At 64.7% G+C, this 25022-nt stretch carries 28 protein-coding genes; 21 read left to right on the top strand and 7 right to left on the bottom strand.

Annotation, left to right across the window (positions count from 1 at the left end; translation table 11 throughout):
• Window positions 1-18: 18 nt before the first annotated feature.
• On the bottom strand, window positions 19-648 hold the full coding sequence (gene yihA, locus GRB80_RS11070) for a ribosome biogenesis GTP-binding protein YihA/YsxC (RefSeq protein ID WP_161423623.1): 630 nt from the start codon (window positions 646-648) through the stop codon (window positions 19-21).
• A gap of 233 nt (window positions 649-881) precedes the next feature.
• On the opposite strand from yihA, the gene GRB80_RS11075 reads away from it, so the two are divergent.
• The 5 genes from GRB80_RS11075 to GRB80_RS11095 all read left to right on the top strand — a co-directional run bounded on the left by GRB80_RS11075 (window position 882) and on the right by GRB80_RS11095 (window position 5180).
• Complete coding sequence (locus GRB80_RS11075; protein ID WP_161423624.1) at window positions 882-1502, top strand: c-type cytochrome; 621 nt, start codon at window positions 882-884, stop codon at window positions 1500-1502.
• Between the two features lie 180 nt (window positions 1503-1682).
• The gene (locus tag GRB80_RS11080; protein WP_161423625.1) at window positions 1683-2315 is read left to right on the top strand and encodes a thiol:disulfide interchange protein DsbA/DsbL; all 633 of its coding nucleotides are present in this window, start codon (window positions 1683-1685) and stop codon (window positions 2313-2315) included.
• The gene (locus tag GRB80_RS11085; RefSeq protein ID WP_161423626.1) at window positions 2316-3140 is read left to right on the top strand and encodes an endonuclease/exonuclease/phosphatase family protein; all 825 of its coding nucleotides are present in this window, start codon (window positions 2316-2318) and stop codon (window positions 3138-3140) included.
• 79 nt (window positions 3141-3219) lie between these two features.
• Window positions 3220-3765: a TRAP transporter small permease subunit gene (locus tag GRB80_RS11090; protein WP_132042198.1), complete on the top strand. Its 546-nt coding sequence runs from the start codon at window positions 3220-3222 to the stop codon at window positions 3763-3765.
• Window positions 3765-5180: a TRAP transporter large permease gene (locus GRB80_RS11095; RefSeq protein WP_132042199.1), complete on the top strand. Its 1416-nt coding sequence runs from the start codon at window positions 3765-3767 to the stop codon at window positions 5178-5180. The genes GRB80_RS11090 and GRB80_RS11095 overlap by 1 nt, the downstream gene beginning before the upstream one ends.
• A gap of 5 nt (window positions 5181-5185) precedes the next feature.
• Here GRB80_RS11095 and GRB80_RS11100 read toward each other — a convergent pair whose 3' ends face one another.
• Complete coding sequence (locus tag GRB80_RS11100; RefSeq protein WP_132042200.1) at window positions 5186-5617, bottom strand: YqaA family protein; 432 nt, start codon at window positions 5615-5617, stop codon at window positions 5186-5188.
• 66 nt (window positions 5618-5683) lie between these two features.
• Between GRB80_RS11100 and thiD the strand changes: the two genes are divergently transcribed.
• From thiD to dtd, 3 genes are all read left to right on the top strand, one after another.
• The gene (thiD, locus tag GRB80_RS11105) at window positions 5684-6496 is read left to right on the top strand and encodes a bifunctional hydroxymethylpyrimidine kinase/phosphomethylpyrimidine kinase (protein ID WP_161424326.1); all 813 of its coding nucleotides are present in this window, start codon (window positions 5684-5686) and stop codon (window positions 6494-6496) included.
• A 102-nt stretch (window positions 6497-6598) separates the two neighbouring features.
• Window positions 6599-7444, top strand: coding sequence for a universal stress protein (locus GRB80_RS11110; RefSeq protein ID WP_132042201.1), 846 nt, complete (start codon window positions 6599-6601; stop codon window positions 7442-7444).
• A gap of 60 nt (window positions 7445-7504) precedes the next feature.
• Window positions 7505-7942 (top strand): D-aminoacyl-tRNA deacylase, encoded by a 438-nt coding sequence (gene dtd / locus GRB80_RS11115; RefSeq protein ID WP_132042202.1) that lies wholly within the window; start codon window positions 7505-7507, stop codon window positions 7940-7942.
• Window positions 7943-8165: 223 nt separating this feature from the next.
• Here the strand turns inward: dtd and GRB80_RS11120 are convergent, their stop codons facing one another.
• The gene (locus GRB80_RS11120) at window positions 8166-10118 is read right to left on the bottom strand and encodes an ATP-binding cassette domain-containing protein (protein WP_161423627.1); all 1953 of its coding nucleotides are present in this window, start codon (window positions 10116-10118) and stop codon (window positions 8166-8168) included.
• A 50-nt stretch (window positions 10119-10168) separates the two neighbouring features.
• On the opposite strand from GRB80_RS11120, the gene GRB80_RS11125 reads away from it, so the two are divergent.
• The 7 genes from GRB80_RS11125 to GRB80_RS11155 all read left to right on the top strand — a co-directional run bounded on the left by GRB80_RS11125 (window position 10169) and on the right by GRB80_RS11155 (window position 16328).
• The gene (locus GRB80_RS11125; RefSeq protein WP_237561974.1) at window positions 10169-10705 is read left to right on the top strand and encodes a TIGR02444 family protein; all 537 of its coding nucleotides are present in this window, start codon (window positions 10169-10171) and stop codon (window positions 10703-10705) included.
• A 90-nt stretch (window positions 10706-10795) separates the two neighbouring features.
• Entirely contained in the window at window positions 10796-11818 is a 1023-nt protein-coding gene (locus GRB80_RS11130; RefSeq protein ID WP_132042204.1) for a TRAP transporter substrate-binding protein, read from the top strand.
• A gap of 193 nt (window positions 11819-12011) precedes the next feature.
• Entirely contained in the window at window positions 12012-12590 is a 579-nt protein-coding gene (locus GRB80_RS11135) for a TRAP transporter small permease (protein ID WP_132042205.1), read from the top strand.
• A 30-nt stretch (window positions 12591-12620) separates the two neighbouring features.
• Window positions 12621-13904 carry a TRAP transporter large permease gene (locus tag GRB80_RS11140; RefSeq protein WP_132042206.1) on the top strand — a complete coding sequence of 428 codons (1284 nt, stop codon included), beginning with the start codon at window positions 12621-12623 and terminating at the stop codon, window positions 13902-13904.
• A gap of 17 nt (window positions 13905-13921) precedes the next feature.
• Window positions 13922-14362: a universal stress protein gene (locus GRB80_RS11145; RefSeq protein WP_132042207.1), complete on the top strand. Its 441-nt coding sequence runs from the start codon at window positions 13922-13924 to the stop codon at window positions 14360-14362.
• Between the two features lie 129 nt (window positions 14363-14491).
• Window positions 14492-15274 carry a BamJ family beta-barrel-assembly machinery protein gene (locus GRB80_RS11150; RefSeq protein WP_132042208.1) on the top strand — a complete coding sequence of 261 codons (783 nt, stop codon included), beginning with the start codon at window positions 14492-14494 and terminating at the stop codon, window positions 15272-15274.
• Between the two features lie 31 nt (window positions 15275-15305).
• Window positions 15306-16328, top strand: coding sequence for an extracellular catalytic domain type 2 short-chain-length polyhydroxyalkanoate depolymerase (locus tag GRB80_RS11155; RefSeq protein WP_161423628.1), 1023 nt, complete (start codon window positions 15306-15308; stop codon window positions 16326-16328).
• A gap of 17 nt (window positions 16329-16345) precedes the next feature.
• Here GRB80_RS11155 and GRB80_RS11160 read toward each other — a convergent pair whose 3' ends face one another.
• Complete coding sequence (locus GRB80_RS11160; protein WP_132042210.1) at window positions 16346-16933, bottom strand: SCO family protein; 588 nt, start codon at window positions 16931-16933, stop codon at window positions 16346-16348.
• Window positions 16930-17430: a hypothetical protein gene (locus GRB80_RS11165; protein ID WP_237561975.1), complete on the bottom strand. Its 501-nt coding sequence runs from the start codon at window positions 17428-17430 to the stop codon at window positions 16930-16932. The genes GRB80_RS11160 and GRB80_RS11165 overlap by 4 nt, the downstream gene beginning before the upstream one ends.
• 107 nt (window positions 17431-17537) lie before the next feature.
• On the opposite strand from GRB80_RS11165, the gene GRB80_RS11170 reads away from it, so the two are divergent.
• Window positions 17538-18455 (top strand): AEC family transporter, encoded by a 918-nt coding sequence (locus GRB80_RS11170; protein WP_161423630.1) that lies wholly within the window; start codon window positions 17538-17540, stop codon window positions 18453-18455.
• A gap of 185 nt (window positions 18456-18640) precedes the next feature.
• Here GRB80_RS11170 and hemN read toward each other — a convergent pair whose 3' ends face one another.
• Both hemN and GRB80_RS11180 read right to left on the bottom strand, forming a co-directional pair.
• Complete coding sequence (gene hemN, locus GRB80_RS11175; protein WP_161423631.1) at window positions 18641-20026, bottom strand: oxygen-independent coproporphyrinogen III oxidase; 1386 nt, start codon at window positions 20024-20026, stop codon at window positions 18641-18643.
• Window positions 20027-20139: 113 nt separating this feature from the next.
• Window positions 20140-21282: an NnrS family protein gene (locus GRB80_RS11180; protein ID WP_161423632.1), complete on the bottom strand. Its 1143-nt coding sequence runs from the start codon at window positions 21280-21282 to the stop codon at window positions 20140-20142.
• An 86-nt stretch (window positions 21283-21368) separates the two neighbouring features.
• Here GRB80_RS11180 and GRB80_RS11185 point away from each other — a divergent pair, with 86 nt between their 5' ends.
• The 5 genes from GRB80_RS11185 to GRB80_RS16555 all read left to right on the top strand — a co-directional run bounded on the left by GRB80_RS11185 (window position 21369) and on the right by GRB80_RS16555 (window position 25022).
• Window positions 21369-21779, top strand: coding sequence for a YbaN family protein (locus tag GRB80_RS11185; protein ID WP_161423633.1), 411 nt, complete (start codon window positions 21369-21371; stop codon window positions 21777-21779).
• A gap of 32 nt (window positions 21780-21811) precedes the next feature.
• Window positions 21812-22261 (top strand): Rrf2 family transcriptional regulator, encoded by a 450-nt coding sequence (locus GRB80_RS11190; RefSeq protein ID WP_132042216.1) that lies wholly within the window; start codon window positions 21812-21814, stop codon window positions 22259-22261.
• A 252-nt stretch (window positions 22262-22513) separates the two neighbouring features.
• Window positions 22514-22828 (top strand): c-type cytochrome, encoded by a 315-nt coding sequence (locus GRB80_RS11195; protein ID WP_132042217.1) that lies wholly within the window; start codon window positions 22514-22516, stop codon window positions 22826-22828.
• Between the two features lie 83 nt (window positions 22829-22911).
• Window positions 22912-23403, top strand: coding sequence for an FMN-binding protein (locus GRB80_RS16385; RefSeq protein WP_237561976.1), 492 nt, complete (start codon window positions 22912-22914; stop codon window positions 23401-23403).
• The gene (locus GRB80_RS16555; RefSeq protein ID WP_309663553.1) at window positions 23382-25022 is read left to right on the top strand and encodes a 4Fe-4S binding protein; all 1641 of its coding nucleotides are present in this window, start codon (window positions 23382-23384) and stop codon (window positions 25020-25022) included. The genes GRB80_RS16385 and GRB80_RS16555 overlap by 22 nt, the downstream gene beginning before the upstream one ends.

The following is a 25022-nucleotide window of genomic DNA, read 5'->3' on the forward strand; positions in this document are numbered from 1 at the left end:
GAGGCTCCGTCCTTGCGATTACTCTTCCAAGCCACCCAGCAGCCAGCCATCGAGGCGTGCCTCGAGCTCCTCGATGCCCTGACGCTTGAGCGACGAGAACAGCTGGATAGTCACCAGATCCTCCCACTCGCGCAGTCGTGAGCGCACCTGCTGCAGGGCACTCGCCGCCGCACCGCGCTTGAGCTTGTCGGCCTTGGTCAGCAGGATATGCACCGGCATCTCCTGCTCATCGGCCCAACCCAGCATGGTCTGGTCGAACTCGGAGAGCGGATGACGCACATCCATCACCAGCACCAGTCCGCGCAGGGCATCGCGGTGGCGCAGATACTCGGAAAGATGACGCTGCCACTCCAGCTTGACCGCCTCCGGCACCTTGGCATAACCGTAACCGGGCAGATCCACCAGGCGCCGGTCACTGTCGTCACCCAGCGAGAAGAAGTTGATCAGCTGGGTACGGCCGGGCGTCTTGGAGATACGGGCCAGCCCGCTCTGCCGCGTCAGCGTATTGATTGCGCTGGATTTTCCCGCATTCGAACGGCCCGCAAATGCCACCTCGGCGCCACCGCCGTCGGGGCAGTGAGCCAGGGTCGGGGCGCTGATAAGAAAGCGGGCGGTCTGGTAGTTGAGACAAGGGTTGAGTCGCGCCATGGGCAAGAATTCCTGACATTGATCAAGGGCCCGTCGGCTTGCATTCCCGCCGACGGAGTGATTCGGTATAATACAGTGTCTTTTGTCTGCGACCCGGGGCACGCTAGTGTACCACCGCGCCCATGACGTCCGCGATTGGCCCTCTCGATAACCCAGAGACTGGCCGACGTCGCGATCCGGGCGACACCCAGGGTACGTACCGGTCAACAACGTAACGGCATAGTGGATTAGCGATGAGAAAGTTACTGGCAAGCCTGGCAATCACCATAGGCGCCGTCGGCGCCGCCCACGCGGACCTCGAGGCCGATGCCGATGCGGCAGCGGGCAAGGAGAAGGCAGTGGCTTGCGCCGCCTGTCATGGCCAGGAGGGTATCAGTCCGTCGGGCGCCTTCCCCAACCTGGCAGGCCAGCAGGCCTCCTACCTGGCCAAGCAGATCATGGATATCCGCGACGGCAACCGTGTGGTGCCGCAGATGGCCGGCCAGGTCGACAACTTCTCCGACCAGGATGCCTGGGACGTGGCCAAGTTCTTCGCCGACAAGCAGGCTGCACTGGGCCAGGCAGACGATGATGAGCTGCTGGTTGAGCGCGGCCGTGAGCTCTATCGCGCCGGCGACATGGCCAAGGGCATCCCGGCCTGTGCCGCCTGCCACACCCCGACCGGTCAAGGCATCGGCACCGCCGTCTATCCGGCACTCTCCGGCCAGCACACCGACTACGTCGTTTCCACCTTGCAGGACTTCGCCGCCGGCAACCGTGCCAATGACCCGGCCAATATCATGCGCGATATCGCCTCCAAGATGAGCGACCGCGATATGGAAGCCGTGGCCAACTATGTACTGGGCCTGCACTGAGGTGCTGGACCTGCACTGAGCCCGCCTCGCTCGGCGGCTCTGTACACCATCGGGGCGGCCTTCGGGTCGCCCCTGTCATATCCGCCTTGGCATCTCGGGAACCCAGGCCCGAGGATGCGCTCAAAGGCAGCGACATCCGGACACGCCCGGACGCGATTCCTCACAAGGAGAGAGATGCCCATGTTGAAACCCCTGATGCTTGTGCTTGCTGGCCTCGCCCTACCCGGCCTGGCCAACGCCCAAAACCTGGTAGAAGGTGAGCACTACGAGGTGCTGCCCGAGGCTGTTGAGACCCACGTGGAAGAGGGGCAGATCGAGGTCACCGAGGTCTTCTGGTACGGCTGCCCCCACTGCTACAACCTCGAGGAGCCACTCAACGCCTGGCTGGCGGAGACTCCCGATGACATCAGCTTCCAGCGCATGCCGGCCACCATGGGCGGCGACTGGAACAAGCACGCCCGGGCCTTCTACGCCGCCGAGGCGCTGGGCATTCTCGACGCCATCCATGACGACTTCTTCCACGCCATTCATGAAGATGGGCAGAGACTGACCGACAGCGGCGACATTGCCGACTTCTTCAGCGACTACGATGTCAGCGAGGAAGAGGCATTGCAGGCCCTCGACTCCTTCGCGGTAAAGAGCCGGGTCAACCAGGCCAACACCCGCATGCGCACCATGCGCCTGATGGGCGTACCCGCCCTGATGGTCGACGGCCGCTACCTGGTGACGCCGAGCAGTGCCGGCAGCCTGGCCAACATGCCGCAGATCGCCGAGGCTCTGGTCGACAAGGTTCGCGAGGAGCGTGAGGAGTAGATGTCTCACCTCGCGGAAGCAAGGGTGCCGCCCCTGAAGGGCGGCCACCTCAAGCTGCTGACCTTCAACCTGCAGGTCGGCATCCAGACCTCGGCCTACCATCACTACCTGACCCGTAGCTGGCAGCACCTGCTGCCTCACCCCCGGCGGCTACGCCGCCTCGCCATGGTCAGCGAGGTGCTGGGCCGCTTCGATATCGTCGGCCTTCAGGAGGCCGACGGCGGCAGCTTCCGCTCCAGCCACGTCAACCAGGTGGAATACCTGGCCACCCGTGGCGGTTTCCCTCACCACTATCAGCAGCTCAACCGCAACCTGGGCCGAATCGCCCAGCACAGCAACGGCCTGTTGTCGCGGCTTCCCCCGGCCCATATCGAGGAGCACCAGCTTCCCGGCACGCTGCCCGGACGGGGCGCCATTCATGCCCGCTTCGGCGAGGGCCCCGACGCCCTGCACCTGTTCGTCGCCCATCTGGCCCTCAGCCACCGCGGCCGTGTCCGCCAGCTCGACTATCTCTCCGAGATCATCCAGCCGCTGCGCCATGTGGTGGTGATGGGCGATCTCAATTGTACTCCCGAGCAGCTCCATGGCCATCAGCGCTTCTCCGCTTCGTTGCCGCTTCACCCGGTGCGCCCTCCCTTGAGCTACCCCTCGTGGCAGCCGCGTCGCGCCCTGGATCATATCCTGCTCTCCAACTCCCTGGAGGCCGACGAGGTCCGCGTGCTCGACCACCTGTTTTCGGACCATCTGCCGATCGCGGTAGACGTTCGTCTGCCGCCGGCCTGTCTGCAGGCACTTGTCACCCACCCACGGGGGGACGCCAACTAGGCCGCGAGGTCGGCAACGGGTGACGTTTGACGCCGAATCGGCGAAGATGCGCCTCCCTGACCATCCTGCAGGAAGAGACATGCCCGACACTCGCCCACCGGCCCTGCTAAGGGGGCTTGACGCCGTGACCGACCTGGTCGGCCGTACCACCGCCTGGCTGGTACTGGTGATGATGGCGGTACAGTTCGCCATCGTGGTGATGCGCTACGTCTTCGGCATCCACAGTATCGCCCTGCAGGAGTCGGTGATGTACATGCACGCCATGGTATTCATGCTCGGGGCCGCCTGGACCCTGCAGCATGATGGCCATGTGCGTGTCGACATCTTCTACCGCAAGCGCTCGCCACGCAGCCGAGCGAGCGTCGATCTGTTCGGCACCCTCTTCCTGCTGTTGCCGGTGACGCTCTATATCCTGCTCGGCAGCCTGGGCTATGTAAGCAGCAGCTGGGCGATCCTCGAGCGCTCTCCCGACGGCGGCATTCCCGGCGTCTTCCTGCTCAAGAGCCTGATACTGGCGATGGCGGCACTGCTGCTGGTGCAGGGTATCGCCCAGCTGATTCGTCAGACGCTGATCCGTAGCGGCCGACTCTCTTCCGACACCCCGCGCCACGAGGAACAGCTGTAATGTTGACGACGCTGCTTGAACTGATTCCCCTGCTGCTGTTTGTCACCATCTGTGGCGTGTTGATGCTCGGCTATCCGGTCGCCCTGTCGCTGGCCGGCACCGCTTTGTTCTTCGCGGGTCTCGGCTTCGCGCTGACCCAACTGGGAGCCCCCGTCCTCTTCGAGCCGGGCTACCTCAGCGCCATGCCCAATCGCCTCTTCGGCATCATGACCAACCAGACACTGCTGGCGGTGCCCCTGTTCGTGCTGATGGGGGTGCTGCTGGAGAAGTCACGGGTCGCCGAGACGCTGCTCGACGCCATGGCCCTGGCCTTCGGCGCCCTGCGCGGCGGACTGGGCATCGCCGTGGTGCTGGTCGGCATGCTGCTGGCCGCCTCCACCGGCATCGTCGGCGCCACCGTGGTGACCATGGGGCTGCTGTCGCTGCCCACCATGCTCAAGCGCGGCTATTCGGCCTCGCTCGCCACCGGCACCATCTGCGCCACCGGCACCCTGGGACAGATCATCCCGCCCTCCATCGCCCTGGTACTGCTCGGCGACGTGCTCTCCAATGCCTACCAGCAGGCCCAGCTGGCGATGGGCGTCTGGAGCCCCAAGACCCTCTCGGTGGGCGACCTCTTTATCGGCGCCCTCATCCCGGGGCTGCTGCTGGTCGTGGCCTATATCCTCTACGTGGCCCTGACTGCCTGGCTGAGGCCCAGCCTCGCACCCCCGGTGGACCGCCAGGCACTGATGGAGGAGCTCGGTCACGAGGGCAGCCTCTGGCCGCTGCTGCTCAAGGGGCTGCTGCCACCGGTATTGCTGATCGTGGCGGTTTTGGGCTCGATCCTCGGCGGCTTCGCCACCCCCACCGAGGCCTCGGCGGTGGGCGCCTTCGGCGCCCTCCTGCTGGCGCTGACCAATCGCCGCCTGAACCTCACCATGCTGCGCGAGGTGGTCCACTCCACCGCGCAGGTTACCAGCATGGTGTTCCTGATCCTGATCGGTGCCGCGCTGTTCTCGCTGGTCTTCCGCGCCTTCGGCGGCGAGGAGCTGGTCGTCGAGCTGTTCGAATCGCTGCCCGGCGGCGTGGTGGGAGCCACTCTGGTGGTGATGCTGGTGATCTTCCTGCTCGGCTTCATTCTCGACTTCATCGAGATCACCTTCGTGGTGGTGCCCATCGTCGGGCCGGTGCTGCTGGCCATGGGGCTAGACCCCATCTGGCTGGGCATCATGATCGCCATCAACCTGCAGACCTCCTTCCTGACGCCACCCTTCGGCTTCGCGCTCTTCTATCTGCGCGGTGTCACGCCCGAGTCGGTGCCCACCTCGGCAATCTACCGTGGCGTGATCCCCTTTATCCTGATCCAGCTTGGCATGCTGCTGACCCTGGCAATATTTCCCTGGCTGGCGACCTGGCTGCCCTCGGTGATCTAGGCTAGCTACCGACAGAGCGGGGCCAACCAGGCCTCGGCGAGCCACAGCACCAGTGCATAGCGCCCCGCCTTGGCCAGCCCGATCAGCAGGATGGCCCGCCACCAGGGCAGCCGGAAGAGTCCGGCCAGCACGGTGAGCGGGTCGCCTACCACCGGCGCCCAGGAGGCCAGCAGACTCCACTCGCCGAAGCGTCGGTACCACTGTTCGGTGCGCACCAGGCTCGCCGGCGAAGCGGGAAACCAGCGACGCCCCTGGAAGTGGCGCGCGTAGCGACCCAACGCGACATTGACCAGGCTGCCCAGGGTGTTGCCGAGGGTGGCCACCGCCCATAGCGTCAGGGCCGGCTGCTCCAGACACCACAACCGGGCCAGCCATGCCTCGGAGCCGCCGGGCAGCAGGGTGGCGCTGGCCAGAGCCACCAGGAAGAGGCTCAGCATGGCCTCCCCCTCTCCCCTTGCAGTAGGCTGGAAACCTTCCAATGACCCTGTGATGACATGACGATGATGACCCTCTCAGACCGGATTCCCAACGCCCTGACCATCGCCGGCTCCGACCCCAGCGGCGGCGCCGGCATTCAGGCCGACCTCAAGACCTTCTCGGCACTGGGCGCCTATGCTACCAGCGTCATTACCGCCCTGACCGCCCAGAACACGCGTGGTGTCAGCGGGGTTCACCCGGTGCCCGCCGACTTTATCGCCGCTCAGCTCGCGACACTGCTCGACGATGTGCGCATCGATGCGGCGAAGATCGGCATGGTGGCCAGCCTCGAGGTCGCCGAGGTAATCCGCGACACCCTGGTGCAACGTCGTCCTCGCTGGGTGGTGCTCGACCCGGTGATGGTGGCCAAGAGCGGTGATATCCTGGTGGACGACGCCGGCATCCGCGCGGTGCGCGAGGTCCTGGTGCCCCAGGCCGACCTGATCACCCCCAATCTGCCCGAGGCCGCGGTGCTGCTGGATCTCCCCGCACCGATCGACCGCACCGGCATGCTGGCCATGGCACCCGCCCTGCGCGAGCTGGGGGCCGGCGCCACCCTGCTCAAGGGAGGGCACCTGCGCGGCGAGGAGTGCCCCGACCTGCTGGTCACCGACGAGGCGGCCACCTGGATCGAGGGGGCCCGGGTCGATACCACCAACCTCCACGGTACCGGCTGCACGCTCTCCTCGGCGATCACCGCGCACCTGGCGCGGGGCGACACCCTCCAGGAAGCGGTGGCCTCGGCCAAGCGCTGGCTGGGCGAGGCGCTGGCCGCCAGTCGACGCCTGGAGGTGGGCCACGGCCATGGGCCGGTGCACCACTTCCACGCCTGGTGGTAACCCCCCTTCGGTGCCTTGGCCTTGCAGCACGCCTTGCAGCAATGGCCAGGGCCTCCCATGCTGAAGGTCTACACCGCCGTGGCGCCACGCCCAGGAGCCATCATGAATCCGACCCTGCTGTTCGCCTGCGACCTCTCGGCCGAGAACCGTGCCGCCTTCGCCAGGGCGGTGCGTCTGGCCACCGAGCAGGGCTCACGCCTCGATGTACTTCACGTGCTCGACCCCTACCTGCCTCGCCGCGTGCTTCACGACCTGGAGGAGGCCGTGGTAGCCGACATGCAGGCCACCCTCACCGATATCCGCGAGGAGTACGCCCTTCCGGAGCCACGGGTGCTGATGCAGACGGTCACCGGCACCCCCTTCACCGAGATCATCCGCGAAGCCCACGAGCGCGAGGTGGACATGATCGTGCTGGGTGCCCACCGCAAGCGCGGCCAGCCCGACCTTGTTGCCGGGACCACCCTGGCTCGGGTGCTGCGTAGCGCTCCCTGTCCGGTGCTCTCGGTGAGCCACACCGCCAACCAGGACTGGCAAGAGGTTCTGCTGCCCATGGACTTCTCGCTCACCTCCCGGCACACCCTGCGCGAGACCCTGAGGCGCTTCCCCGAGTCGCGCCTGACGTTGCTCCATGCCTGGGACATCCCCGGCGAGCGCGAGCTTGGCTCGCGCAGTGACTTCGCCCGCTGGCGCGACCGCGAGGTGGCGCGCCTGAAGGCCCAGCTGGAAGCCGAGGTGGAGCGCCTGATGACCGAACTCGACGACGTGCCCGAGGTGACGCTGGTGCTGGAACAGGGGGCCCCTCTGGAGGTGCTGATGAACCGGCTGCGTCACCAGCCGCCGGACCTGCTGGCACTGGGAAGCCGGGGCCAACTGGGCCGCCAGAGCCTGATCACCGAGTCGCTGCTGGCCGAGCCCCACTGCGACATCATGCTGTGTCGTGCCTGGTAGCGGAGGGCTCGACCGGCATGTGATACCCTGCGCGACGTTCATGATTGCAGGGAGACAGGGATGAAGGCGTTGATTCAGCGCGTGTCCCGCGCCAGTGTTGAGGTGGAGGGAAGTGTGGTCGGGGCCATCGACCACGGCCTGCTGGCCCTGGTGGGCGTGGAGAAGGGCGACGACGAGGCCGCCGTGGAGCGGCTGCTTCACAAGCTGCTGCACTATCGGATATTCAGCGACACCGAGGGCAAGATGAATCTCAACCTGCAGCAGGTGGACGGCGGCCTGCTGCTGGTTTCCCAGTTCACCCTGGCCGCCGACACCCGCAAGGGGCTGCGCCCCAGCTTCTCCAGCGCGGCCCCGCCCGCCGATGGCGACCGCCTCTTCCATCGACTGCTGGAACGCGCCGAGGCCGCCTGGCCGAAGGTCGCGAGCGGCGAGTTCGCCGCCGACATGCAGGTCGCGCTGGTCAATGACGGCCCGGTGACCTTTCTGCTCGAAAGCTGAGCCTGCTGCAAGCCTGTTTACACCGTGCAAGTACGAGCCGCGCCCCCCGGCTTGAAACCCTGCCGCTGCGCTCGCGACCTGTCCGTCGGGTCACGATATAATCCCTCACGGGTGACCCTCGCTCGCCATCCCTGGCGATCGCCGAACGTCGCTTCGCTTGCGCCAGCAACCCGGGGTATATGTCGCTTTTCGTGCTTGCTCGGCTCTCCCAGACACAGACACCTCAGCCACCGAGTTCGGCTTCCATGGTTTCCAACGCCTCCTCGGCGGCGAGCCACTCCGCCTCCAGATCCTCGAGGCGGGACTTGAGCTCACCCTGGCGGGCCAGAGTCGCGGTAAGCTCCTCCTTGCGGGCGGGGTCGGTATAGAGCTCGGCATCACCGAGCACCTCCTCCACCCCGGCAAGCTCCGCCTGAACCTTCTCCATGGCCTGCTCGGCGCGATCGCGCTGCTTCTTCAGCGGGCGCAGCTTCTCGCGCAGTTCGGCGGCGGCGCGACGCGACGCCTTGCGATCCTCCCTGGGGACGCCCCCTTCTAGCTGACGCTCCTGCCTGTCTCCGCGGGCCTCGCGGCGCTCGCCCTCCAGGCGGGCCTTGAGCCATAGCCGATAGTCCTCCAGATCACCGTCGAAGGGCTCCACCCGGTGATCGGCCACTCGCCAGAACTCATCCACGCTGGCACGCAACAGGTGGCGGTCGTGGGAGACGATGATCACCGTGCCCTCGAAGCCCGCCAGCGCCTCGGTCAATGCCTCGCGCATCTCGAGATCCAGATGGTTGGTGGGCTCATCCAGCAGCAGCAGATTGGGTTTCTGCCAGGCCACCAGGGCCAACGCCAGGCGCGCCTTCTCGCCACCCGAGAAGCGCCCCACCTCACCGAAGACATCGTCACCCGGAAAGCCGAAGCCACCCAGAAAGTTGCGGATCTCCTGATCGCTGGCGGTGGGCGAGAGCCGCTGCACATGCATGAAGGGGGTGGAGACGAGATCCAGCCCCTCCAGCTGGTGCTGAGCGAAATAGCCGACCTTGAGATGCTCCCCGGCGATGCGCTTGCCGGCGAGGAGCGGCAGCTCACCGGTAAGCGCCTTGATCAGGGTCGACTTGCCGGCACCATTGGGGCCCAGCAGGCCGATGCGCTGTCCGGGCAGCAGTGTCAGCCTGACGTTGTCGAGCTGGACCCTTTCCGTGTCCGGCGTCTCACCCCCGGGGCGATAGCCCAGTCTTGCCTCGTCCAGCACCAGCAGTGGGTGGGAGGTCTTGTCCGCGGCGGGCAGGCTGAAGTGGAAGGGGGAGTCGGCATGCGCCACGGCGATGTCGCCCATGCGCTCGAGCATCTTCAGGCGGCTCTGGGCCGCGCGGGCCTTGGTGGCCTTGGCGCGAAAACGAGCCACGAAGCGCTCGATCTCCTCGCGGCGCGCCTGCTGCTTGGCGGCCTCGGCCTGCTGCAGCGCCAGCTTCTCGGCCCGGGTGCGCTCGAAGGTGGTGTAGTTGCCGCGATAGAGCACCAGGGAGCGGCGATCGAAGTGCACGATGCTGTCGCACACCGCATCCAGGAAATCGCGGTCGTGAGAGATCAGCAGCAAGGTGCCGGGATAGCGTGTCAGCCACTGCTCGAGCCACAGCAGGGCGTCCAGATCGAGATGGTTGGTGGGCTCGTCGAGCAGCAGCAGGTCGGAGGGCATGAACAGGGTTCGCGCCAGGTTGACGCGCATTCGCCAGCCCCCCGAGAAGGACGATAGAGGGCGTTCCAGATCCTGCTGGGCGAACCCGAGGCCTACCAGCAGCTGGGCGGCCCTGGCCGGGGCGCTATAGCCGTCCAGCGCCTCGATGACGCCGTGCAGCTCCGCCTCACGATGGACGTCGACGGCCTCTCGGGCCTCCGCCAGGGCCGCCTCGGCCCGACGCAGCTCGGTGTGACCATCGAGAACATGATCGAGCAGCGAGCGCGACAACGCCTCCACTTCCTGGGCCATATGCGCGATGCGCTGTCCACCGCTCATCTCGACCTCGCCGCGGTCCGGCGTCAGCTCGCCGAGCAGCAACTTGAACAAGCTCGACTTTCCGGCACCATTGGCGCCGACGATGCCCGCCTTGTGACCGGCATGCAAGGTCAGGTCGGCGCCCTCCAGCAGGGCCTGGGTGCCGCGTTGCAGGGAAACTTGGCGCAGTGCGATCATGCGGGCTCCACAAGAGTGCGGCCGCCGCTCGAGGCGGCGACGAAAGGACAATGAGCGACGATTCTACCGAAATGCTGAGCGTTCTGCGGGCTCGGCTCGTCGATGAGCCACTGTGGCCCTTTGCCCTGGCGCTTTACGCTCAGGAAGGGGTCGAGGCTGCCTGCCTGCAGTTGCAGGACGACGCCGGGGCCGATGTCTGTGAGCTGCTATGGCGCTGCTGGCTGCTGCAGCATGGCGCCGTGCCGCAGCCAGACTGCGAATCGGCGCTTGTCGAGGTACGCCGCTGGCAACGCGACGTCACCCTGCCGTTGCGGCGCCTGCGTCGCGAACTCAAGGCCGCCGCCGGTTCACTCGAGGGCGTGGCCAGACTACGCGACACCCTCAAACAGGCGGAGCTTCAGGCCGAGCGGGAGACGCTCACACGGCTGGAAGCTCTGGCCATGACCCGTCCTCTGAGGATGCTATCCCCCGCCGATCAGCCGGCGGAAAAAATCTTGCTAGATGCCCTGCAACTGCAGAAAAAACCCTATCTTTCAACGCTAAATCGCCTTGTGACGCGTCTTGACCCTCCTCGGAGCCCACGCTAGCCTGAAAAAGCCGCGTGAATCTAATATTCACTCGATGCCTTGTGGCAAGCACTCGCGAGCCCAGGCAAAACCTGTAGAGGGACCACAAGAATGAAGTCACACAAGCTGTTGACCACCGCCGGTATCGGCGCACTGATGTTCGGCATGACCTCTGCCGCCATGGCAGACAACTGGCGCTATGCCCATGAGGAGTACGAGGGCGACGTTCAGGACGTCTTCGCCGTGGCCTTCAAGGAGTATATCGAGGAAAACTCCGATCACAGCGTGCAGATCTACCGCTTCGGTGAGCTCGGTGAGTCCGATGACATCATGGAGCAGACCCAGAACGGCATCCTGCAGTTCGTCAATCAGTCGCCCGGTTTTACCGGCTCGCTGATCCCCGAGGCCCAGATCTTCTTCGTCCCCTACCTGCTGCCCACCGACGAAGAGACCGTCATCGAGTTCTTCGACAAGAGCAAGGCCATCAACGAGATGTTCCCCGAGCTCTACGCCGAACAGGGGCTGGAACTGCTTCAGATGTACCCCGAAGGCGAGATGGTGGTCACCACCGACGAACCCATCGATACCGTGGATGACTTCGAGAACAAGAAGATCCGCGTGATGACCAACCCGCTGCTCTCGGAAACTTATAACGCCTTCGGCGCGACCCCCACGCCGCTGCCTTGGGGCGAGGTCTACGGCGCCCTGCAGACCGGCATCCTCGACGGCCAGGAGAACCCGATCTTCTGGATTCAGTCCGGCGGCCTCTACGAGGTATCACCGAATCTGGTGTTCACCGGTCACGGCTGGTTCACCACCGCCATGATGGCCAATCAGGATTTCTTCGATGGTCTCTCCGAGGAGGATCAACAACTCGTGCGTGACGCCTCGGAAGCGGCCTATGACCACACCATCGAACATATCCAGGGCCTTGCCGAGGAAGCCCTGAACAAGATCAAGGAGGACTGCGACAACTGTACCTACACTCGCCTTGACGAGGCGCAGATGCAGTCGCTGCGTGAGCGCGCACCTCAGGTCGAGGAAGCCTACGTCGAGATGGCCGGCGAGAGTGGCGCCGAGCTGCTCGAGCAGTTCAAGGCCGACCTCGAGGCCGTGACCTCCGACGAGGAGTAATCCCCTCGCCGTCATGACCAGAGGGGGGTGGCCCATTCCGGGCCACCCCCTGTTCGTTATAACGAAAACAGAAGCCCCAGAGCCGTACAGCGTGCATCCAGCGTTGACCCTCTAGCCACGCCGCGACCCTCGAGGGCGTATCCTGACTGTCGAGACGCGACTTTCCAAACTGCATGCTGAAGGGAGTGCAGCCATGACAGATGAAGAAGCCGAAAAGGCCTATCGCTCCGGCTTGCCCGGGCCTCTGGGGGTGATCGACACCCTGATAAGCAAGCTGGAGGCGGTGCTGCTGGCCATGGGCGTACTGCTGATGGCCGTCAATACCATCGCCAACGTGATCGCTCGCTTCGTGATCGGCGACAGCATCTTCTTTACCGGCGAGATCAATCGCATCCTGATCATCATGATCACCTTCGCCGGTATCGGCTATGCGGCGCGCCATGGGCGGCATATCCGCATGTCGGCCATCTACGATGCCCTGCCGGTAAGTGGACGCCGCGCCCTGATGATCATCATCTCCCTGTTCACCTCGCTGGTGATGTTCTTCCTGCTCTACTACTCACTCGTCTACATCATCGACCTGCAGTCCAAGGGCAGGGTGCTGCCGGCTCTGGGCTTTCCGATCTGGCTGATCTACGTCTGGGCACCGCTCGGATTTCTGATCACCGGGATCCAGTACCTGCTCACCGCCATCAAGAACATGACCTCCAGGGACGTCTATCTGTCAACCAGTGTGCTGGATGGCTACAAGGACACGGAAACGGAAGTCTGACGCAGGGCGAGCGCCCGAGGGGAGTGCACAATGACCACCATAATGGTTTGTACCATGATCGCCCTGCTGCTGCTGGGCTTTCCGATGATGATCCCGCTGATCACCGCCGCGGTGATCGGCTTCTTCATGATGTTCAATGGCCTGGGCCAGATGGACACCCTGATCCAGCAGATGATGGCAGGCATCCGACCCGCCTCGCTGATCGCGGTACCGATGTTCATTCTTGCCGCCGATATCATGACCCGCGGCCAGTCGGCTGATCGTCTGATCGCCATGGTGATGTCCTTCATCGGCCATATAAAGGGCGGCCTGGCGGTATCGACCGCCACCTCCTGTACCCTGTTCGGCGCCGTCTCGGGCTCCACCCAGGCCACCGTGGTGGCGGTGGGCTCGCCACTGCGCCCCAAGATGCTCAAGGCCGGCTACTCGGATGCCTTTACCCTGGCACTGATCATCAATGCCAGTGATATCGCCTTTCTGATCCCGCCGAGCATCGGCATGATCATCTACGGGGTCATCTCCGAGACCTCCATCGCCGAACTGTTTATCGCCGGCATCGGGCCTGGGTTGATGATCCTGGCGATGTTCTCGGCCTACTGCGTCGCCTATGCGGTGATCCGCGGTGTTCCTACCGAGCCCAGGGCGACCTGGAGCGAACGCTTCACCGCCGTTCGTCAGGCACTATGGCCGCTGGGCTTTCCGGTGATCATCGTCGGCGGCATCTATGGGGGCATCTTCAGCCCCACCGAGGCCGCCGCCGCCTGTGTGCTCTACGCGGTCTTCCTGGAGTTCATCGTCTTCCGCTCGCTGAAGATGCAGCACATCTATGCGATCGCCAAGTCCACCGGCCTGATTACCGCGGTAGTTTTCGTGTTGGTGGCCGCAGGCAACGGCTTCTCCTGGATCATCTCATTCGCACAGATTCCGCAGTCGATTCTGGAGGCCGTGGGCATCAACGAGGCAGGCCCCACCGGCGTGCTGATCGCGATCTGTATCTCATTCTTCGTGGCCTGCATGTTCGTCGACCCTATCGTGGTCATCCTGGTACTGACCCCGATTTTCGCCCCGGCAATCGCGGCCACCGGCCTCGACCCGGTGCTGGTGGGTATTCTGATCACCCTGCAGGTGGCCATCGGCTCGGCCACGCCACCCTTCGGCTGTGACATCTTCACCGCCATCGCGATCTTCAAGCGCCCCTATCTGGATGTGATCAAGGGGACACCGCCCTTTATCTTTATGCTGATACTGGCCGCGGCACTGCTGATCATGTTCCCGCAGATTGCCCTGTTCCTGCGCGACGTGGCCTTCAACTGAGCCAAGGAGAGAGAACCATGTTCAATCGGATCCTGGTCCCGGTGGATGGCTCCAAGGGTGCAATCAAGGCGCTCGAGAAGGGCGTGGGGCTACAGCTGTTGACGGGAGCGGAGCTCTATCTGCTGTGTGTCTTCAAGCACCATAGTCTGCTTGAGGCATCGCTCTCCATGGTGCCCGACAAACTGGAGATCCCCCACGACGTCCTCAAGGAGTACGCCACCGAGATCGCCGTGCACGCCAAGAATCAGGCCATCGAGATGGGGGTGCCCGCCGATAAGCTGCGCGCCTTCGTCAAGGCCGGCCGTCCCTCACGTACCATCGTGCGTTTCGCCCGCAAGCGTGAGTGCGACCTGATCGTGATTGGTGCCCAGGGCACCGGCGGTGACAAGAGCCTGCTGCTGGGGAGTGTCTCCCAGCGCGTGGCGGGCTCTGCCCACTGCCCTACCCTGGTGGTCTGAGACAGCCCCTCTTCGTCCCGGTTTCGCTCGGATGCGGAACCGGGACGACCCTGTTAGAGTCCCATGATTCGCATTCATCCCAGGCGCCATCGGCGCCGGAACCATAAGCCGGAATCACAAGAGAGTCACATGAAACGACTGCTGACCACCGCCTCACTTGCCGCCCTGCTGGGCGCCGCGCCCCTGGCAATGGGTGCCCCGGAGAGTGATGAAGAGAAGCTGGGCTACAGCCTGGGCGTGACCCTGGGCCAGAGCATCCAGCAGGATGTCGAGAACCTCGATGTCGACGCCTTCACCCAGGCCATCCAGGATGTCTTCGCCGGCGACGACCTCGAGATGAGCGACGAGGAGATGGCCGAGGCGCTGATGACCTTCCAGCAGCAGGCCGCCGCGGCTCGTCAGGCCGAGGCCGAAGCCGCCGCCGAGGCCAACCGCGCCGAGGGCGAGACCTATCTGGCCGAGAACGCCGAGCGTGAAGGTGTCGTGACCACCGACTCCGGTTTGCAGTATCGCGAGCTGGCCTCCGGTGACGGCGCCACCCCTGGCGCCCAGGACAGCGTCGAGGTGCATTACGAGGGTACCCTGATCGACGGCACGGTCTTCGACAGCTCCTATGCACGCGGTAACCCGGTCAGTTTTCGCGTCGATCAGGTGATCGAGGGGTGGCAGGAAGCCCTGCAGCTGATGAGCGTGGGCGATACCTGGGAGATCGTCATTCCCCATGAGCTTGCCTACGGTGCCCAGGGCCAGGGCCCCATCGGCCCCTACGAGACCCTGACCTTCAAGGTCGAGCTGCTCGGCATCAACGACGCGCAAGCCCCCTCCAGCGCCAGCGCCGAGGAAGCCTCCGCCGAAGCAGGCATTGATAACGGCGACGAGGATACCGCCAACGATAGTCAGACCAGTGAGTAAGCCTCGCCCGTCCATATGGGCAGCTGCAGCGATGGTTGCTACGCTGCCCATGGAGTCACTGTTCGCCGATACGCCACCTCCCCCCCAACAGCTCCCGGCTCTGGCCGCCAGCGTCGAGGATGTCAGCGTCATCGGCGTCTCCTCTGGCGGCTATATGGCGACCCAGCTGGCCGTGGCCTGGCCGGAACGCTTCGCCGGACTCGGCGTGCTTGCCGCTGGCCCCTGGTCCTGCGCCCAGGGCTCGCTGGGTGTGGCCCTGGGTCAGTGCATGACCACCCAACGCGGCATGCCTGATATGCAGGCTCTGGAGCAGCGCCTCGCCAGCTACCGCGAGCGCGGCCTGGTCGGCGAGGCCGAAGCGCTTGCGTCACTCAGGGTCTATGTCTGGCACGGCGGAGCCGACGCGGTGGTCGAGCCACGGCTGGGAGAGGCACTGGTCGAGCAGTTTCAGGGCTGGCTAAGCGATCCTTCGCAGTTGCAGTGGCGCCGAGACGCCGACGCGGGCCACGGCTGGCCCGTCGACGCCACGCTTGGCAAGACCGATAACCGCGAGCTGGCCGACTGTCATGACGCGGGCCCTCCCTATCTGCTGGCCTGTGACAACGATATCGCCGGCGATGTCCTGAACTGGCTGCACGGTGACCTGACGCCTCCCGCCGACGGTGAGACCCCCGGCAAGCTACGGCGCTTCGATCAGGGCGATTACGACGCCAGGGGGCTGGCCGACACCGGCTACCTGTTCGTGCCGAAACGCTGCGAGGAGGGGGGCTGTACGGTCAGCATGGCCCTGCATGGCTGCAACATGACAACCGAGCAGATTGGCGAGGCCTTCGTGGGCCATACCGGTCTCAACGCCTGGGCGGCGGAGAATCGGCGGATCGTGCTCTACCCACAGGCCGAGACGCGCCTGGGCAACCCCCAGGGATGCTGGGATTGGTGGGGCTATGCGGAGAGTAGCTGGCAACTCGACCCCATGCATGACAGCCGTCAGGGCACCCAGACTCGTGCGCTGATGGCCATGCTGCAACGGCTTCAGGAGAAGCCTGCGCGCTGAACTCGACGGCCCCTGCACTAGAGGATTTCGTGTAGCGCGGCAAGCAACCCACGGTGGGAGGGTGAGTAGAGCACCCGACGCTGGATATTCCCCTCGCGGTCAACCAGATAGAGCGACGAACTATGGTCGATGGTGTAGCCCATGGCGGAGTCCGGCGCGTCGACCTTGCGCCATACCACCCCGTAGCGCTCGGCCAGTTCTTCGAGCTGGACCGGGCTGCCGGTGGCACCGACGAAGCGCTCGCCGAAGAATGCCAGATACTCCTCCAGCCGGGCGAGGCTATCACGCTCGGGGTCCAGCGAGACCATCAATGGCACGAGCCGCTCTCGCTGAGCGGGCTCGAGCTCGGCCAGCGCCTGGCGCACCACCGCCAGGCTCATGGGGCAGACGTCGGGACAGTGGGTATAGCCGAAGAACAGGACCGCCAACTGGTCATCGTCCAGGTGTTCGAGGCTGAACTCCCCCCGGGTCGAGGCCAGTTCTACTGGCCCACCGACAGGACCGCCGTCGACTCCCGCTGTCAGCTGCTGCTGGAACCAGCCGACGCCGCCCACCGCCACCAGCATAATCAAGACCATGCCGGCCCAGACTCCCTTGCGTTTCATGGCCCGCCTCCCCTGACCTCGAAATCGAACCCGCTCCCCAGCTTACCATCGGCCGTCTCGATAACCACCCGTGCCCGCCAGGGCATCACCGTCTCGGTACAGATCGGTATCTGTGCCTCGCCACGATAGCGTCCATCCGCCTCGAGACTCAGGGGGTAGCGATGCAACCCCATGTCCATGTCGCGACCGACGAAATCTACCATCACGCGCTCGGCCTTCACGCCCTGCAGTGACACCTCCAGCGGCATGCGCTGCAGCGCACGAATCTCGCCACGCACGCCGAGATCGAGCGTCAGCTGTCGCTGATCACCCAGTTCTGCCATGCAGGGACCAGCACTCAACTGGCACCCCTGCGACTCGGGATACCAGCGCACCTGACCCATATCACGCAGCAGGTAGCTGGTCAGATACCACAGGGCGATGGTTACCGCGCCCAGGGTCAACAGCACCAGCAGTCGCAACAGCGGGGGGCGTGAGGCAGTAAGTGAGTCGGGCATAGGAGTCGTATTCATCACGCAGGTAGCCGGTATCGGCAAGCTTATCAGTATTCGGCTATGGCAGACTGCGGAACGATGTCGCAGGTAACGAGACCAAGGAGACCGACATGGCGGATATTGCGGGTGCCCTGGGGCCCCTGTTCCTGTTGATTCTGCTGGGCACCCTGCTGGGCAGGCTACGTCAGCCAGGCGCCGACTTCTGGCCACAGCTGGAGCGACTGATCTACTTCCTGCTGTTTCCCGCCATGCTGGTGGCGACCCTGGCCACCGCCGACGTCAGCCAGGTGCCGGTGAGCCGAGTGGCGATCGCCCTGCTGGGTCCCATGGGCGCCTTCGCCATCGTACTATGGCGGCTGCGTGGCTGGCTGGGCATGCAGGCCGCGGCCTTCACCTCGACCTTCCAGGGGGCGCTGCGCTTCAATACCTATGTGGGGGTGGCGGGCGCCGCGGCACTGCACGGCATCCCGGGCGCCACGGTGGCCGCGGTGGCCGTGGCACTGATGGTCCCGGTGGTCAATGTCCTCTGTGTCTCCAGCTTTATTGCCGCCGGCACTCTCGGACGCGGCAGCCTCGCCAAGAGCCTGACGGCCCTGGGCCGCAATCCCCTTATTCTGGCCTGCCTGGTCGGCATTGGACTCAATATCGGCGGCATCGGCCTGCCGGGCTGGAGTGAAGCGACGGTGGAGCTGCTGGGGCGTGCCGCCCTGCCCCTGGGGCTGGTGGCGGTCGGCGTGGCCCTGCGCCCCGCGGCCCTGGTACGCCTCGACCGTGGGATCTGGGCAAGCCACCTGGTGAAGCTGGCACTGATGCCGGCCCTGGCGCTGATACTGGCACTGCTGCTGAGGCTCGACCCGGTGAGTCGCGATGTGGCGCTGCTGTTCGCCGCGCTACCCACCGCCACCTCGGCCTATATCCTGGCCCGCCAGCTGGGCGGGGATGCCGAGATGATGGCCGCCGTGATCACCGGCCAGACGTTGCTGGCCATGGCGACCCTGCCGCTGTGGCTGCGCCTGGCGGGAGCCTGAAGCACGATTTAATAAAAAACGTTCGCATTTGTGTTGACGACACAAACGAGAACGATTACTCTTTTTTTGACGACGTTGATGAGGCGTCGCCACCAGGCGGGGCCCGCCAGTCTCCTGGCCTGGTTTCTCCCTCTCATTGCTAGACACGGTCTTGCGCCACCCTCCTCGAGGGTGGCTTTTTTTGTTCACACCGTGCGCGAGTAGCGTCCCGTGCTATGAGCCAGGTAGGCATCGAAGGCCATGGCGGCGTTGCGCATCATCAGTCGGCCGGCCGGGAGCAGCTCGATCTCGTTATCGCGAATCGCCAGCAGGCCATCATCGGCCATCTCCTGGAGCTCGCTCAGGGCGTCGGCGAAATAGTCGCGGAAGATGATCCCGTGCCGCGCCTCAATGGCGGCGAAGTCGATGCGGTTATGGCACATCAGGGCATTGATCACGTCGCGACGCAGGCGATCATCGTCGCTGAGCCGATAGCCCCGGAACACCGCGAGTCGCTCCTCTTGCAGACGGTGCTGGTACTGGGCGGTCTCCTTGACGTTCTGGCTGTAGGTATCACCCACCTTGCCGATGGAGGTGATGCCCAGGCCGATCATGTCGCAGTCGGCATGAGTGGAGTAACCCTGGAAGTTGCGCTGCAGAGTGCCGTTCTTCCGGGCCAGGCTCAGCTCGTCATCGGGCAGGGCGAAGTGATCCATGCCGATATAGACATAGCCGGCCTCGGTAAGCCGTCGAATGGTCAGCTCCAGCAGCTCCAGCTTGCGCTCCGGAGGCGGCATGTCCTCGGGGCGTATCAGCCGCTGCGCCTTGAACAGCTCCGGCAGGTGCGCGTAGCTGTAGGTGGCGATCCGGTCCGGGCGCAGCGCGATGATCTTGTCCAGGGTGGTATCGAAGCTGGCTACCGTCTGCAGCGGCAGGCCATAGATCAGATCGACGCTGATCGACTGGAAGCCTGCCTGGCGAGCGGCATGAACCAGGGAGACGACATCCTCCTCGCTCTGCACCCGATTGACCGCCTTCTGCACATCGGGATCGAAGTCCTGTACCCCGAAGCTCAGGCGGTTGAAACCCAGCGCATGGAGCTCGTGAATCTGCTCGGGGGTTACCGTGCGTGGATCCACCTCCAGCGAGAACTCGCGCTCCTCGGGCGACGCGAAGTGGAAGGCGGCATCCAGGCTTGCCATCAGCTCGCCGAGCTGGTCATTGCTCAGGTAGGTCGGCGTGCCGCCCCCCAGATGCAGCTGAGTCATGCGCCGGGTTTCGTCGAACAGCGCCCCCTGCACCCGGATCTCCTGCTGCAGCCAGGCCAGATATTCCGCCGCACGCTCGGTGTTATGGGTGATAATCTTGTTGCAGGCGCAGTAGTAGCAGAGGCTCTTGCAGAACGGAATATGCACATAGACCGATAGCGGCTTGGGCTCGGCGTCAGCATTGCTGCGCTCTGCGGCGGCACGATAGTCATCCTCGGCGAAGGCCGCATGGAACTGCGGCGCCGTGGGATAGGAGGTATAGCGCGGGCCGGGACGATCGTATTTCTCGACCAGGGGGCGATTGAAGAGCTGATGGTCTTGCATGGTCAAACGGCCTCGTTGAATGACTTGGCATCGTCGCGGCGATGCCCAATGGTGCGCAGTATGCCAGCCTGAAACCGGCGCGTCGGTACCCTTGTGGAGGTAGTTGACCCCGGTCAACTCCCTGGCCGAATCGACACTCGCCGCGACCACACGAACAGCCGCCAGGCGGCGAGCAGCCATGCCAGACTCCAGACCAGGGCAGAAGCCCACAGCAGCGACAACCAGGCCGCGCCCGCGGGAAAGGCCACCAGGCGCAGCACGGCCGCCACACTGAACAGCAGCGCCAGCAGCAACAATATCGGCTCCCGCTCGGGCCGCCCCCTGGCCCGGAGAATCGCCTGGCGCAGCATGATCCCGCTAGCCAGAGTGCCCAGCGCCCCCACGGTAAAGGCGTGCAGCACACCGTTCAGTGGTTGGCCCAGCCAGAGTGATCGGGCCAGTAGCAGCAACCCGCCCCCCAGCCAGGCATAACCCAGCAGCAGGCCGATAAGATCGGGGCGCCGTCGGCAGGCCCAGGGACGCCAGCACCATAGCCGCCACAGTACCAGCAGCCCCGCCACCGCTACCAGGGAGGCTGCAAGGCTGGTAGTGATCGACCAGGGTGCCAGCAGCGGGGTCATCCCCAGCAGCACGATCAGTGCCGCCTCCAGGCGCGGCTGAACCCCGGCACCGGCCTGGCGTCGGCTGGCCATCAGGTGGCCATTGACCGCCGGTGCCAGCACACGACCGCCCATGAAGGTCATCAACAGCACCAGCCACAGCACGGCGTGCTGTACCAGCGCGGAGGCCGGCACGCCCGGCCGTGTCAGTCGCTCCACCAGAGTTGCCACGGCAAGCAGACAGAGCAGCCCCAACAGCGGCGAGAGCAGTCGATTACGCCACTTCTTGGCGGCCAGGAAGCGCGGCACCAGCCGCCAGGCCAGCAGCAGGGCAAACAGGCCATCGGCCAGCAGCACGGACAGTGCCTCCGGCCAGACCAGACCCACTCCCCTGGCAACCAACCAGAGTGCCACCAACCCCAGTAGCCAGTGACGCGGCAGCGGCCCCAGCAGGTAGCCGGTAATCACCGCGAGGGCGAAACCGAACAGCAGTTCGCGACCATGTGCCGCGGGGGAGTCGATCAGCCCCAGAGGGATAGCATGGTAGAATGCCAGCAGTGACAGCGGCACCATCAGGGCCGTATGCAGCGCCGCCAAGGGAAAGAAGAGCCGCCAGGCCGGCGTTCTGTGGTGTGAGGTGTCGGCTTTTGTTGACATGGGGCAACTCCCAGGTCGGCTGCAGTGCTAAGATGCATGTATCTTACCACTTAATACGCTACCCCCCGGGTTGGGGAGATCATGACATGTCGGGATCCGCTTCGCGTCTGGCATGGTGCGGCCTTACCTATGGCTGTATTGGCCTGGGCACCGCCGGAATGATACTGCCGCTGCTGCCGACCACCCCCTTCCTGCTGCTGGCCGCGTGGTCGGCACCCAAGGGATCGCCGCGCCTGACGCGCTGGCTGCACTCCCATCCGCGGTTTGGCCCCATCTTGCTGGCCTGGCGCGAGCGGCGCGCCATACCACGACGCGCCAAGACGCTGGCAACCTTGCTGCTGTCCCTGAGCTGGGTGATGCTGTGGGCCGGCGGTGCCCCGCTCACGGGGCTGGTGGCATCGGGGCTGCTGTTTGCAGCGGTCGCCGGCTTCGTGCTGAGCCGACCCGTTGACGCGGCGCCGCTGTCCGTCAAGTCCCACCCCCGGACCCAGCGCTGATTCGAACACGACACGAGGCGACGCTTTCTGCCATGCATCTGACCCGTTTCACCGACTACTCCCTGCGCGTGCTGCTCTATCTGGCGGTGAAGGGTGAAGAGCGCTCCACCATCACCGAGATCGCCGAGCGCTTCGACATTTCACGCAACCACCTGATGAAGGTGGTCCAGGACCTCAGCCACCACGGCTATATCACCTCCATTCGTGGCAAGCATGGCGGCCTGTTGCTCAAGCGCGAACCGGAAAGCATCGTGCTCGGCGAGCTGATACGTCGCACCGAGCGCGACCTGACCCTGGTGGAGTGTTTCGGCGACGATAACGAATGCCTGATCACCCCCGCCTGTCGACTCAAGCATATTCTCGCCGAGGCTCTGGGCGCCTTCCTGGCGGTGCTCGACGGCTATACTCTTGAGGACCTGCTGGGCTCTCGCCGTCAGCCGCTGATCCAGCTGCTGCAACTGGACGAGCCGCCGGCCGCCTGAGCCCTTTATCAACTGATGAACGATATCTACCGGCTGGCATCCCTCATGCCCTCACCATCCTCGCATCCGGCCGCTTCACCTATCGTTGCATTAGGCTTTGCTTTACCTTTTTACCTCGTCTGACTAAGCTGGAGATGACCCACGTCAAGCCAGACACAATCATTGTTTGGCATCATGACAACAGTTGTCCGGTGGGCTAATTGGCGCAGCCGGGCTTTTCAGGCATAAAAAGATGCATTCCGGAGGCTCCTTATGAAACTGATGCTCGTTGCCACCCTGCTGGGTGGTGCCCTCCTGGCCATGGACGCTCAGGCCGCCGGTGACGCCGCCGCCGGCGAAGCCAAGATCGCTGTCTGCGCCGCCTGTCATGGCACCGACGGCATGGCCACCGCTCCCATCTACCCGAATCTTGCCGGCCAGTCCGCCACCTACCTCGAGAGCAGCCTCAAGGCCTATCGTGCCGGGGAGCGCGGCGGTGGCATGTCCGCGATGATGACCCCCCAGGCTCAGAGCCTCTCCGATGAAGACATCGCCGATATCGCCGCCTACTACTCCAGCCTGGAGTAACAGCCCGGGCCGGCCACGGGCCGGCCCCTCCTGATGGGCGGCGGCAAACGCCGCCGAGGATTCCGCCCACAAGGACCTTCCCAATGCACGCATCACCTTCCCGGCCAGTCGGCGTTGTCGGCTTGCTGATGGCCCTGCTTTGCCTGCTGATCAGCCTGCCGCTTCAGGCCCTGGAGCTCAACCAGGTGCGCGAGGGCTTCCCCACTGCGGACCGACTGGAACCTGCCGACTCCCAGTGGCCGGTCAGCCGGATAATGAGGGGTGATGAAGTGCTCGGCTATGCCTTCGAAAGCGTCGAGATGGCGCCAATCCCCGCCTACTCCGGCAAGCCGGTCAATATGTTGGTGGGCTTCGATCTCGAGGGCCATATCGTCCAGGCCGACGTCATCAACCATGCAGAACCCATCATGCTGGTGGGTATTCCCGAGTCGAAGCTTGAGAGCTTCGCCGATGAGCACGTCGGCGCCCACGTCAATGACCGCATGAAGGTGGGCGACAACCTGGATGCCATCTCCGGCGCCACCGTGACCGTGATCGTGGCGCCGCACGCAGGGTGGCCGCCGAGCAGGGACTGATCGCCGACCCTTCGGCCACTCCTCCGGCAACGGTGCGACAGGGAGTCTTCTCCCCCGCCGACTGGGGCACGCTGACCGGCGATGGCACCATTCGCCGGCTTCATCTGACCCATGGCGAGGTGGATGAGTCCTTTATGGGCACCCCCGCCGAGGACTACATGCATACGCCCCGGCCGGCGGACCGGACCTTTATCGAACTCTTCTACACCTACCTCAACCCGCCCACCGCCGGACGCAACCTGCTCGGCGATACCGGCTACACGCAGTTGATGGAGCGACTCGATGAAGGCGAGCATGCCATCGCGGTCATGGGCCGCGGTGACTACTCCTTCAAGGGCTCGGGCTATGTGCGCGGGGGCATCTTCGATCGCATCGAGCTTGCTCAGGGCGGCAACACCATCAGCTTCCACGACCGTGACCATCTGCGTCTGGGCAGCCTGGGTATCGAGGGCGCTCCGGCCTTCGACGAACGCGATATCTTTATCGTGCGCGAACAGGCCGCCTTCGACCCCGGTCAGCCCTGGCAACTGGAGCTGCTGGTACGCCGCGCCTCGGGCCCCTTGGACACCGAGTTCAGCCGCTTCAGCGCCGACTACAGCGTGCCCGAGGCCTATATCGAGCGCCCCGAGCCCCCCGAGGAGGTGCCGATCTGGGTCGAGGTGTGGCATGACAAGGCCTTTCAGATCGCCGTGCTACTCGCCGGCCTGCTCGTGCTGACCGGCATCATGATGTTCCAGGATATCCTGGTGAAGCACCCTCGCATCCTGCGCCCGCTGCGCCTGGGCTTTCTGGTCTACACCCTGGTGTTTATCGGCTGGTACTCCCTGGCCCAGCTCTCGGTGGTTAATGTCCTGACCTTCACCAACGCCCTGATCACCGACTTCAGCTGGGGCTCCTTCCTGATCGACCCGATGATGTTCATCCTCTGGTCCTTCGTGGCGGTGAGCCTGCTGCTATGGGGACGCGGCGTCTTCTGCGGCTGGCTATGCCCCTTCGGGGCCCTTCAGGATCTGGTCAACAAGGCCGCCCGCAAGCTCGGCGTGAAACAGTACGAGCCCCCCTTCGGCCTCCACGAACGCCTCTGGGCACTGAAGTACATCATCCTGTTGGGGCTGTTCGCCGTCTCACTGCATTCGCTGGGTACCGCCGAGCGCTACGCCGAGGTCGAGCCCTTCAAGACCGCCATCACCCTGCGCTTCCAGCGGGAGTGGGGCTTCTTGCTCTATGCCCTGGTGCTGGTGGCGATCTCCGCCGTCAACCACAAGTTCTACTGCCACTATGTCTGTCCGTTGGGCGCCGGTTTGGCGATTCCCGCCCGCCTGCGTCTGTTCGACTGGCTGAAGCGGCATCGCGGCGACTGTGGCACTCCGTGCCAGATCTGCGCCAACGAATGCGAAGTGGCCGCCATCCACCCGGATGGTCGCATCAATGCCAATGAGTGCCACTACTGTCTCGACTGCCAGATCACCTACCACGACGACAAGCGCTGCCCGCCGATGATCAAGCGGCGCAAGCGCTATGAAAAGGCGTCGCGACTCTCCACAGGCAAGCGAGGCGTCGAGACCCATGATCCCGCCAGCGCTCGCCTGCAGCGGATTCCGACCTATCAGGAGGATTGA

Source organism: Halomonas icarae, assembly GCF_009901955.1.
Lineage (GTDB): Bacteria > Pseudomonadota > Gammaproteobacteria > Pseudomonadales > Halomonadaceae > Halomonas > Halomonas icarae.

Excerpts from the sequence above, each read along its gene's own strand:
- yihA (WP_161423623.1), bottom strand. The coding sequence starts at position 648 with ATGGCGCGACTCAACCCTTGTCTCAACTACCAGACCGCCCGCTTTCTT.
- GRB80_RS11075 (WP_161423624.1), top strand. The coding sequence starts at position 882 with ATGAGAAAGTTACTGGCAAGCCTGGCAATCACCATAGGCGCCGTCGGC.
- GRB80_RS11080 (WP_161423625.1), top strand. The coding sequence starts at position 1,683 with ATGTTGAAACCCCTGATGCTTGTGCTTGCTGGCCTCGCCCTACCCGGC.
- GRB80_RS11085 (WP_161423626.1), top strand. The coding sequence starts at position 2,316 with ATGTCTCACCTCGCGGAAGCAAGGGTGCCGCCCCTGAAGGGCGGCCAC.
- GRB80_RS11090 (WP_132042198.1), top strand. The coding sequence starts at position 3,220 with ATGCCCGACACTCGCCCACCGGCCCTGCTAAGGGGGCTTGACGCCGTG.
- GRB80_RS11095 (WP_132042199.1), top strand. The coding sequence starts at position 3,765 with ATGTTGACGACGCTGCTTGAACTGATTCCCCTGCTGCTGTTTGTCACC.
- GRB80_RS11100 (WP_132042200.1), bottom strand. The coding sequence starts at position 5,617 with ATGCTGAGCCTCTTCCTGGTGGCTCTGGCCAGCGCCACCCTGCTGCCC.
- thiD (WP_161424326.1), top strand. The coding sequence starts at position 5,684 with ATGACCCTCTCAGACCGGATTCCCAACGCCCTGACCATCGCCGGCTCC.
- GRB80_RS11110 (WP_132042201.1), top strand. The coding sequence starts at position 6,599 with ATGAATCCGACCCTGCTGTTCGCCTGCGACCTCTCGGCCGAGAACCGT.
- dtd (WP_132042202.1), top strand. The coding sequence starts at position 7,505 with ATGAAGGCGTTGATTCAGCGCGTGTCCCGCGCCAGTGTTGAGGTGGAG.
- GRB80_RS11120 (WP_161423627.1), bottom strand. The coding sequence starts at position 10,118 with ATGATCGCACTGCGCCAAGTTTCCCTGCAACGCGGCACCCAGGCCCTG.
- GRB80_RS11125 (WP_237561974.1), top strand. The coding sequence starts at position 10,169 with ATGAGCGACGATTCTACCGAAATGCTGAGCGTTCTGCGGGCTCGGCTC.
- GRB80_RS11130 (WP_132042204.1), top strand. The coding sequence starts at position 10,796 with ATGAAGTCACACAAGCTGTTGACCACCGCCGGTATCGGCGCACTGATG.
- GRB80_RS11135 (WP_132042205.1), top strand. The coding sequence starts at position 12,012 with ATGACAGATGAAGAAGCCGAAAAGGCCTATCGCTCCGGCTTGCCCGGG.
- GRB80_RS11140 (WP_132042206.1), top strand. The coding sequence starts at position 12,621 with ATGACCACCATAATGGTTTGTACCATGATCGCCCTGCTGCTGCTGGGC.
- GRB80_RS11145 (WP_132042207.1), top strand. The coding sequence starts at position 13,922 with ATGTTCAATCGGATCCTGGTCCCGGTGGATGGCTCCAAGGGTGCAATC.
- GRB80_RS11150 (WP_132042208.1), top strand. The coding sequence starts at position 14,492 with ATGAAACGACTGCTGACCACCGCCTCACTTGCCGCCCTGCTGGGCGCC.
- GRB80_RS11155 (WP_161423628.1), top strand. The coding sequence starts at position 15,306 with ATGGTTGCTACGCTGCCCATGGAGTCACTGTTCGCCGATACGCCACCT.
- GRB80_RS11160 (WP_132042210.1), bottom strand. The coding sequence starts at position 16,933 with ATGAAACGCAAGGGAGTCTGGGCCGGCATGGTCTTGATTATGCTGGTG.
- GRB80_RS11165 (WP_237561975.1), bottom strand. The coding sequence starts at position 17,430 with ATGCCCGACTCACTTACTGCCTCACGCCCCCCGCTGTTGCGACTGCTG.
- GRB80_RS11170 (WP_161423630.1), top strand. The coding sequence starts at position 17,538 with ATGGCGGATATTGCGGGTGCCCTGGGGCCCCTGTTCCTGTTGATTCTG.
- hemN (WP_161423631.1), bottom strand. The coding sequence starts at position 20,026 with ATGCAAGACCATCAGCTCTTCAATCGCCCCCTGGTCGAGAAATACGAT.
- GRB80_RS11180 (WP_161423632.1), bottom strand. The coding sequence starts at position 21,282 with ATGTCAACAAAAGCCGACACCTCACACCACAGAACGCCGGCCTGGCGG.
- GRB80_RS11185 (WP_161423633.1), top strand. The coding sequence starts at position 21,369 with ATGTCGGGATCCGCTTCGCGTCTGGCATGGTGCGGCCTTACCTATGGC.
- GRB80_RS11190 (WP_132042216.1), top strand. The coding sequence starts at position 21,812 with ATGCATCTGACCCGTTTCACCGACTACTCCCTGCGCGTGCTGCTCTAT.
- GRB80_RS11195 (WP_132042217.1), top strand. The coding sequence starts at position 22,514 with ATGAAACTGATGCTCGTTGCCACCCTGCTGGGTGGTGCCCTCCTGGCC.
- GRB80_RS16385 (WP_237561976.1), top strand. The coding sequence starts at position 22,912 with ATGCACGCATCACCTTCCCGGCCAGTCGGCGTTGTCGGCTTGCTGATG.